This window comes from Sphingomonas sp. dw_22, from assembly GCF_018449795.1.
In the GTDB taxonomy this organism is placed as follows: domain Bacteria; phylum Pseudomonadota; class Alphaproteobacteria; order Sphingomonadales; family Sphingomonadaceae; genus Sphingomonas.
This window is the reverse complement of record NZ_JAAVVE010000027.1, coordinates 47,970-55,461: the sequence shown is the minus strand read 5'-3', so window position 1 is coordinate 55,461 and position 7,492 is coordinate 47,970. Positions and strand designations below refer to the sequence as shown.

Here is a 7,492-nt window from a genome sequence, read left to right as displayed (position 1 = left end):
ATCGAAGCAATAAGCCCGCGCGGGTAGCTGCACGGTCCCGTCTGGCAGGTGCTCGCCGAAGCCCGAAAATATAGCGAAGGGCTTTGGGCTATCGGCATATCTCTCCCGCTCGGAGTAGTACTCGACGGAGTAGGACACGCGCTCGGTGCCGGATAAGCTGAATCCGCGCGCGAGGATTTTGTAGGCGAAGATTCCCCCTCCGCTGCCTTGGCGCTCCGGGACGATCACAAATCCCATGCGCTTCCAGAACGGGACCGCAGTCGGCGGAGCGATCCCGATTCGAGGACAGACCAGCCATCGTCGTAAGCGATGGCGAGCATGAATTCCGCCAAGACTCGCCCATAGCCAGCATTCCGAAAATCGGGTCTAATTTCCAGGAAATCGGTGCCCGCCAGAAATCCCACTGCGTGGCCACCCACCGTCAATATGTCGATCCGGACTATGCCTTCGCGCCAGCGCCGCTTGAGCGAATCCCAATTACAGCGGAATCCGCGAGGGGGTTGTTCTTCGAGATATCCGCCGACCTCCCAGGCCGCATAGGCCGTCTGATAGGCCGACTCCTCGAGGTCGAGCCAAGCTTCAACCTCCGCCATGGTCGCTTCGGTCGCACGAATAATTTCATATGCCATAAGCACCGTATAGCAGCGCTTGGTCGAATGCAGAGTGCGCGGCGCAGAGGCTAAATCACGCCGGTATATGGGACGTCGCGCGACAGAGACGCGATGAGCGCGCCCGACCGGCCGGCGATGACGGTGGATCGGGTTGTCGACGCGATGTTCATCCGCCTTGCCTGCTCCCGATCAACCATCACGACCTCGACAGCACGACGGCCGCCGAGCTGTCCAACGGCGATATCCCAAGTAAGGGGGAGGAACATCGTCGGCCGCGACCATCCACCTTCGATTCGAAATCTCGCGGTCGCGCCGGGTACATCTCCGACGACAAAGCTCTTTTGCGGATCGTTGATGCGGTAGATGGCGAGGCCCATCGTCTTGAATTGCGCAAGGAGTTCGTCGCTGGGCTTGGCGGCCTGGGCCAAGACCACAGCGTTCTTGGCGATCCATTCCTCAAGGCCCGGCTCGTCAACGTCCTTGCCCGTCTCCTTCCTGATCGCACGGATTTCGTCCGCGGCCGCCTTGATCCGATCATCGAAGCCCATCTTCGCTCCAATCTCCTTGATCGCACCGGGGGTTCGCTTCAGCTGAAAGTAGAAGAAGAGGTCCCAGAATTCCCACGCCCCCGCGTCTAGTTTCGGGAGTTTGTTGCTGCGGACGGCATCAGCCAATTGATCGATGAAGCTCGCTCCATTGCCCTCCATCGCGGAAAAGAACCTCTCGAGCGCGATGTCCTTGGATCCGTCGGTGTGAAACCGCGTATAGAGATCCTTCTCGACGAACAGTTGCTGGGTGCCAGCCTTGCGCACATCTCCTTCCGCAAATCCGCGGCGCCAGAACCACAGCTGACCGTCACTGTCGGCGAAATGCCGCAGGATCATCTGTGGGATGAAATGGTGTCGTTTCGGCAGGTTGGGCATTCTGGCCGGAGTGTAGGTGGCGTTGGGGCTGCCGTCACTCGATGAAGAGGGCGAGGTTCTTCAACGTCGACGCGAGGCCTTCTGCATGAACCTCGGCGCGAATCCCCGCAGGAACATTCTCGCAGCTGACCGTGACTTTGGTTCCGTCCGACACGGTGTTGAGCGTCGTGGTAATGCGCATCGTGCCTGCGAACTGTGGGCCCGCCGATTCAAACGCGACGTCTTCGACGATCCGTTCATACGGGGTCAGCTCGATGAATCGTCCCTCGACGATATCGCGATCCGGTTGGGATTTGCCCAATCCGCGAAGTTCCTCGGGATAGAAGAGCGTCATGCGATAGCCGCCGTTCGGCCTGGGATCGAAGCGCTCGAACCGCGCGGTCATCCCCTTGGGATGCCTCCAGGACAGGACGGCCTCGCTATCCGTCATTGCCTGATAGATCGACTTGGGCGTCGCCAGGATGATCCGCGACGCCGTGTCGATTCGAGCTTCTGAAGAATTGCTTGCCATGGTGAGGGGATATCGAAGTCGGCACCGTCCGGCCATCCTCAATAAATTCTTTGTTCCATATATGTTCTATGGCAACCCATGTGCCTGTCGAGGCCCTGTAAGAGGCCAAGCCAATGTCCAGGCTCTTTGCGAACATGAAGCCGACGCCGGAGCTCGCTGAGCTTTTCGGTGCCGGGGATCCGAGCTGCGATGCGTTCCCGCAGACGACGGTAGAGGGCGATACCGCGTTTGGTGGCCTTCGAATGCGAAGGCAAGCGGCGCTCTCGCGTGATGAACTTGCAACAAAATTAGGCGGCTGGCCCCAAAATTTAGGAATTATCTAATAAAATCAAATGGAAATGGCGGAGCCGAGGGGGATTCAAGTGTTTGGTGCCGGTTGCAGGAGTCGAACCCGCGACATCCGCTTTACAAGGGCGGCGCTCTACCAACTGAGCTAAACCGGCACGCTATACCCAATAGCGACACACCTTCTGCGCGCCAAGTTTTCCCTTCCGCCTACGGCAAAAAGCCGTGTGCCCGAATTGTGCCCTTGAAAGGGATTGCGCCAAAAGCTAAGGTTCGGAAATGGCGGTTTTCCGCCATTTCCGTCGCCCGGAACTGCGGTTTCCAAATGTTTTGTAAACTCGATGTCGCGGGTTCGATTCCTGCAGCCGGCACCACTCTCCTAAGCCGCCTGCGCCGCAATCTCCCGCAGCGCCTGTTCGAATGCCTCGGGCGGCTGGCCGCCGGAGATCAGATATTTGCCGTCGATCACGATGGCCGGCACGCTGTTGATCCCGCGCGACTGCCACAGCCGCTCCGCATCGCGCACCTCCTGGGCATAGCGGCCCGAGGACAGCACTTCGCGCGCCGTTTCCGCATCGAGCCCCGCCTTCTCCGCCGCCGCAGCCAGCACCTCGGGATCGGACGGATCCTTCCCCTCGGTGAAATAGGCTTCGAACAGCGCCAGCTTGAGCGCCTTTTGCAGCCCCTCGCCCTGGCCCTCCGCCCAGTGGAGCAGCCGGTGCGCGTCGAACGTGTTGTAGATCCGGCTGGCCTCTGAAGTAACCATGGTGAAGCCCACCGCCGCCGCGCGATCGCGGATCATCGCGCGGTTCGCGGCCGATTGCTCGGGCGTCGATCCATATTTCTGGGCGATATGCTCAACGATGTTCTGCCCCTCGCGCGGCATCGCCGGATTGAGCTCGAACGGCTGGAAGGCGATGTCCGCCGCCACCACGTCGCCGGCCCGCGCCAGTCCCTCCTCCAGCCCGCGTAGCCCGATGATGCACCAGGGGCACGACACGTCGGAGACGAAATCGATCTTGAGCTTCTTCATGGCCGCTCTCCTTATTCGGCGTCCGCCGCTTCGAGCTTGTCCTGCGTCTTCGTCAGGAAATCCCCGGCATCGTGCCGCTCGCGCAGCTGCTCGGAAAGCTCGCCGAACGCGCGGTTGACCATCCGCCCGCGCTGCACCGCCGGCCGCTCGGCGATCTTCTCGGCCCAGCGCACGACGTTCTCATACTCCTGTACCTGCAGGAACTCGCCGCCGCCATAGATCTGGCCGCGCACCAGATTGCCGTACCAGGGCCAGATCGCGATATCGGCGATCGTATAGTCGTCCCCGGCGATATAGGGCACTTCGGCCAGCCGCCGGTCGAGCACGTCGAGCTGGCGCTTGGCCTCCATCGCGAAGCGGTCGATCGCATATTCGATCTTCACCGGCGCATAGGCGAAGAAATGCCCGAAGCCGCCGCCGATATAGGGCGCGCTGCCCATCTGCCAGAACAGCCAGGAGAGGCACTCCGCGCGCTTCGCCGGATCGCTGGGCAGGAATTCGCCGAACTTCTCGGCCAGGTACATCAGGATCGAGCCGGATTCGAACACGCGGATGGGCTCGGGGCCGCTGCGGTCCATCAGCGCCGGGATCTTGGAGTTGGGATTGATCGCGACGAAGCCGCTGCCGAACTGGTCGCCTTCGTTGATCCGGATCAGCCAGGCGTCATATTCCGCGCCCGAATGGCCGAGCGCGAGCAGTTCCTCGAGCATCACCGTCACCTTCACGCCGTTGGGCGTCGCGAGCGAATAGAGCTGGAGCGGATGGCGGCCGACCGGAAGCTCCTTCTCGTGCGTCGGCCCGGCGATCGGCCGGTTGATATTGGCGAACTGGCCGCCATTGTACTTGTTCCAGGTCCAGACCTTGGGGGGCACATAGGCAGTGGGTTCGCTCATCGACGGCTCCGGGATAGGCGCGAGCGGCAGGAGTGCCGACGCGCCCGTTAGATGTGGATGCCCCCGCCGTTCGGCAAGCGCATTTCGCCACGCCAGGGCCTTGCAAAATAGGATTTGAGCGCCGAGCGAAGGATCGGCTCTTTCTCATCGTCGAAGGTTCCAGGGATACGGGCACCCCCGCGTGGAAACACGGCGCGTCGTGTCAAATGAGTCAACGAGTCGAGTCAAATGAGTCAACCGGCATGCCCGAAATGCCGGCCCGCCTCACCCCTCGCGCGGCGGCGCCACCGATGCGCGGTGGATCAGCGTCGAGGGGAAAAGCGATGGCTCCTCCACCGCCTGGTCGTCGCCGAAGAAATCCGCGAGCAGCTTGAGCGCCGCCGAACGGCCCATCGAGATGATCGGCCAGTGCACCGTCGTCATCGGCGGCCAGATGTGCGAGGCGATCGCAGTGTCATCGAAACCGATGATCGACAGATCCTCCGGCACGCTCATCCCCCGCCGCCGCGCCGCGTGGAGCGTCGCCGCCGCCATCTCGTCATTCGAGGCAAAGATCGCGGTCGGGCGCGGCGAGAGGTCGAGCAGCCGGTCGGCCGCCGCCAGCCCGCTTTCGAACGTATAGGTGCCGTCGGCGATCAGGCTGCGCGGCAGCTTGATTCCCGCCTCGGCCAGCGCATGCTCGAAGCCCTTGCGCCGCTCCCGCGCCGATCGGAAGCCGTGCGGGCCGGCGATCAGGCCGATGCGGCGATGGCCCAGCGCGATCAGGTGATTGACCGCCTCGGTCACCACGTCGCTGTCGTTGGAGGCGACCATATGCTCGTTCGTGTCGAGCGCCGTCGAGCCCATGCGGACATAGCGCGTGCCCAGCTCGCGGCAGAGCTCGGCAAGCATGTCGTTCTCGGAAACCGGGGGCAGGATCAGCACGCCGTAGAGCCGCTGCCGCTCCAGGAAATTGCGCACGTCCGCCAGCATGGTCGAGGATCCGCGGTCGATCGGGCGGACGATCAGCTCGAACTCGGTGTCGCGGATCGCCTCCAATATGCCCGCCTGGACGTTCATCACCATCTGGGCGTTGGGATTGTCGTGGATCAGCCCGAGCAGGAAGTTGCGCCGCAGCGCCAGTGCCCGCGCCTGGACATTGGGGACATAGCCCAGGTCCGCGATCACCGCCTCCACCTTGGCGCGCGTCTCGCTGTTGAGCAGCGGGGAGCGGTTGATTACCCGGCTGACGGTCTTCTTGGAGACACCGGCGATCCGCGCGACGTCGTTGATGGTTGGCTTGCCCGTGCGCTGCATGGGCAAGTCATATCGGATTGTGAAGGCTTGCGATACTGTCCCTCGGACAGGATCCGGAGAATCGTGGGACAGTCCCGGTCAGCGCCGGACGTCCAACTCCCCTTCAAGGAAGGCGGCGATGTCGCCCGGCCCGAACAGGCTCGCATCGCCCGGCAGCGAATGCTTGAGCGCAGTGAGCGCAAGACCCGCCTGTGCCGCGTCCGCCGCATCGCCGCCGGTGAACAGCCCGTGCAACACGCCCGCCGCGAAGGCATCGCCCGCGCCGATCCGGTCGACGATGCCGGCGATCAGCACTTCCTCGGTCTGGGTCGCGCCCTGGCGGGTGTCGATCCGCGCCGAGACACGGTGGCTGTCGGCGTCGACGACATGCCGCGCGGTCGATGCAATCAGCTCCAGCTTGGGGAACGCCTCAAACGCCGCCTCGGCCGCCTCGCGGCGCCGGTCGGAGCCGTCGCCCGAGAATTCGCGGCCGAGCAGCAGCGAGATGTCGCGATGATTGCCGAACAGGATATCGGCATGCTCGATCAGCCGGGCGAGAACCGCGCGGGGATCGCTGTCCCAGGCTTCCCACAGCTTGGCGCGGTAATTGCCGTCGAACGACACCGGGATGCCCCGTGCCCCGGCCGCTTCGGCGGCATTGATCGCGGCAGCGGCGGAGTTCGGCCCCAGCGCAGGGGTGATGCCGGAAAGGTGCAGCCGGGTCGCCCCCGCCAGCGCCTTGTCCCAGTCCCAGGCGTCGGCCGGCCGGTCGGCGAACACCGAATGGGCGCGATCATAGACGACTTCGGAGGCCCGCAGCCCCGCGCCCGGCGTCAGGAAATAGAGGCCGAGCCGGCCGGGCTCCGACGCGACGGTGGAAGTATCCACCCCGCGCCGCCGCAGTTCGCCGATCGCCGCCGCGCCCAGCGGATTGTCCGCCACCGCGCTCACCATGCGGACGCTGTGCCCCAGGCACGCCAGGCCGGTCGCGACATTGGCCTCGGCCCCGCCGACATTCACTTCGAACTTGGGCGTCTGGAGCAGCAGCTCGCGGCCCGGCGGCGAGAGCCGCAGCATCAGTTCGCCGAAGAAAGCAATCGTCATCGTGCCAGCCAGCCTCCGTCCACCGCCAGGATATGGCCCTGTACATAGTCCGAAGCCGAAGAGGCGAGAAAAACAGCCGCGCCGCCCATATCGTCGGGCGAGCCCCAGCGGCCCGCCGGGATCCGCTCCATGATCGAGCGGTTGCGCGCCTCGTCGGCCTGGAGCGCCGCGGTGTTGTTGGTGGCGATATAGCCGGGGGCGATCGCGTTGACGTTGATGCCTTTGGCCGCCCATTCATTGGCCAGCAGCTTGGTCAGCCCGCCGATGCCCGATTTGGACGCGGTGTAGCTCGGCACGCGGATGCCGCCCTGGAAGGTGAGCATCGAGGCGATGTTGATGATCTTGCCGCGCCCCTGCCCCACCATGTGCCGCGCCGCCGCCTGGCACAGGAAGAACACGGACTTGAGGTTGGTATCGACCACCGCGTCCCAATCCTCCTCGGTGAAATCGAGGCTGTCGGCCCGGCGGATAATGCCGGCATTGTTGACCAGGATGTCGAGCCCGCCGAGCTTATCCACAGCTTCGTCCACAACCCTGTTCACAGGCTCGATGGTCGAGAGATCGGCGGAGATGATCTCGGCGCGGCGGCCCAGCGCACGCGCCTTCTCGACGGTTTCCTGGGCCGGGGTGCGGCCCACCGCCGCGATATCGGCGCCCGCGGCGGCGAGCGCCAGCGCGATGCCCTGGCCGATGCCGGTATTGGCACCGGTGACGACGGCCACGCGGCCGGTAAGGTCGAAGGGATTGGTCATTCTCAGCTCCTCCCCTCCCTGCAAGGGAGGGGCCGGGGGTGGGTGCGCGGTGCGCAGCGCCGCGCTTCTTCTCGAACGGAGGCAGGCCGAGCCTTGCGGCTCGGC

9 protein-coding genes and 1 tRNA gene are annotated in these 7,492 nt (G+C 64.2%); all 10 read right to left on the bottom strand.

Going from position 1 to position 7,492, the window contains the following annotated elements; genetic code table 11:
- Positions 1–237 (bottom strand): hypothetical protein (locus HB724_RS12900; RefSeq protein WP_213981349.1); only part of this gene is annotated, 237 nt, incomplete at its 3' end.
- Complete coding sequence (locus HB724_RS12895) at positions 225–629, bottom strand: hypothetical protein (RefSeq protein WP_213981348.1); 405 nt, start codon at positions 627–629, stop codon at positions 225–227. The genes HB724_RS12900 and HB724_RS12895, both read right to left, overlap by 13 nt.
- A gap of 50 nt (positions 630–679) precedes the next feature.
- Positions 680–1,534: a DUF4238 domain-containing protein gene (locus tag HB724_RS12890; RefSeq protein WP_213981347.1), complete on the bottom strand. Its 855-nt coding sequence runs from the start codon at positions 1,532–1,534 to the stop codon at positions 680–682.
- A gap of 34 nt (positions 1,535–1,568) precedes the next feature.
- Positions 1,569–2,045, bottom strand: a complete 477-nt coding sequence (locus HB724_RS12885; RefSeq protein ID WP_213981346.1) for an SRPBCC domain-containing protein — start codon at positions 2,043–2,045, stop codon at positions 1,569–1,571.
- A 367-nt stretch (positions 2,046–2,412) separates the two neighbouring features.
- Positions 2,413–2,488 (bottom strand) — tRNA-Thr (locus HB724_RS12880).
- Positions 2,489–2,709: 221 nt separating this feature from the next.
- Positions 2,710–3,363, bottom strand: coding sequence for a DsbA family oxidoreductase (locus HB724_RS12875; protein WP_213981345.1), 654 nt, complete (start codon positions 3,361–3,363; stop codon positions 2,710–2,712).
- An 11-nt stretch (positions 3,364–3,374) separates the two neighbouring features.
- Entirely contained in the window at positions 3,375–4,256 is an 882-nt protein-coding gene (yghU, locus tag HB724_RS12870; protein ID WP_213981344.1) for a glutathione-dependent disulfide-bond oxidoreductase, read from the bottom strand.
- 264 nt (positions 4,257–4,520) lie between these two features.
- Positions 4,521–5,552 (bottom strand): LacI family DNA-binding transcriptional regulator, encoded by a 1,032-nt coding sequence (locus HB724_RS12865; RefSeq protein ID WP_213981343.1) that lies wholly within the window; start codon positions 5,550–5,552, stop codon positions 4,521–4,523.
- A 78-nt stretch (positions 5,553–5,630) separates the two neighbouring features.
- Positions 5,631–6,635 carry a sugar kinase gene (locus HB724_RS12860; RefSeq protein WP_213981342.1) on the bottom strand — a complete coding sequence of 335 codons (1,005 nt, stop codon included), beginning with the start codon at positions 6,633–6,635 and terminating at the stop codon, positions 5,631–5,633.
- Positions 6,632–7,387 carry a 2-dehydro-3-deoxy-D-gluconate 5-dehydrogenase KduD gene (gene kduD / locus HB724_RS12855; protein ID WP_213981341.1) on the bottom strand — a complete coding sequence of 252 codons (756 nt, stop codon included), beginning with the start codon at positions 7,385–7,387 and terminating at the stop codon, positions 6,632–6,634. Before kduD ends, HB724_RS12860 begins: the two co-directional genes overlap by 4 nt.
- Between the last annotated feature and the right edge of the window lie 105 nt (positions 7,388–7,492).

Bases quoted from the DNA above. Each gene is read 5' to 3' on its own strand.
- yghU (WP_213981344.1), bottom strand. From the start codon at position 4,256: ATGAGCGAACCCACTGCCTATGTGCCCCCCAAGGTCTGGACCTGGAAC.
- HB724_RS12865 (WP_213981343.1), bottom strand. From the start codon at position 5,552: ATGCAGCGCACGGGCAAGCCAACCATCAACGACGTCGCGCGGATCGCC.
- HB724_RS12895 (WP_213981348.1), bottom strand. From the start codon at position 629: ATGGCATATGAAATTATTCGTGCGACCGAAGCGACCATGGCGGAGGTT.
- kduD (WP_213981341.1), bottom strand. From the start codon at position 7,387: ATGACCAATCCCTTCGACCTTACCGGCCGCGTGGCCGTCGTCACCGGT.
- HB724_RS12890 (WP_213981347.1), bottom strand. From the start codon at position 1,534: ATGCCCAACCTGCCGAAACGACACCATTTCATCCCACAGATGATCCTG.
- HB724_RS12860 (WP_213981342.1), bottom strand. From the start codon at position 6,635: ATGACGATTGCTTTCTTCGGCGAACTGATGCTGCGGCTCTCGCCGCCG.
- HB724_RS12885 (WP_213981346.1), bottom strand. From the start codon at position 2,045: ATGGCAAGCAATTCTTCAGAAGCTCGAATCGACACGGCGTCGCGGATC.
- HB724_RS12875 (WP_213981345.1), bottom strand. From the start codon at position 3,363: ATGAAGAAGCTCAAGATCGATTTCGTCTCCGACGTGTCGTGCCCCTGG.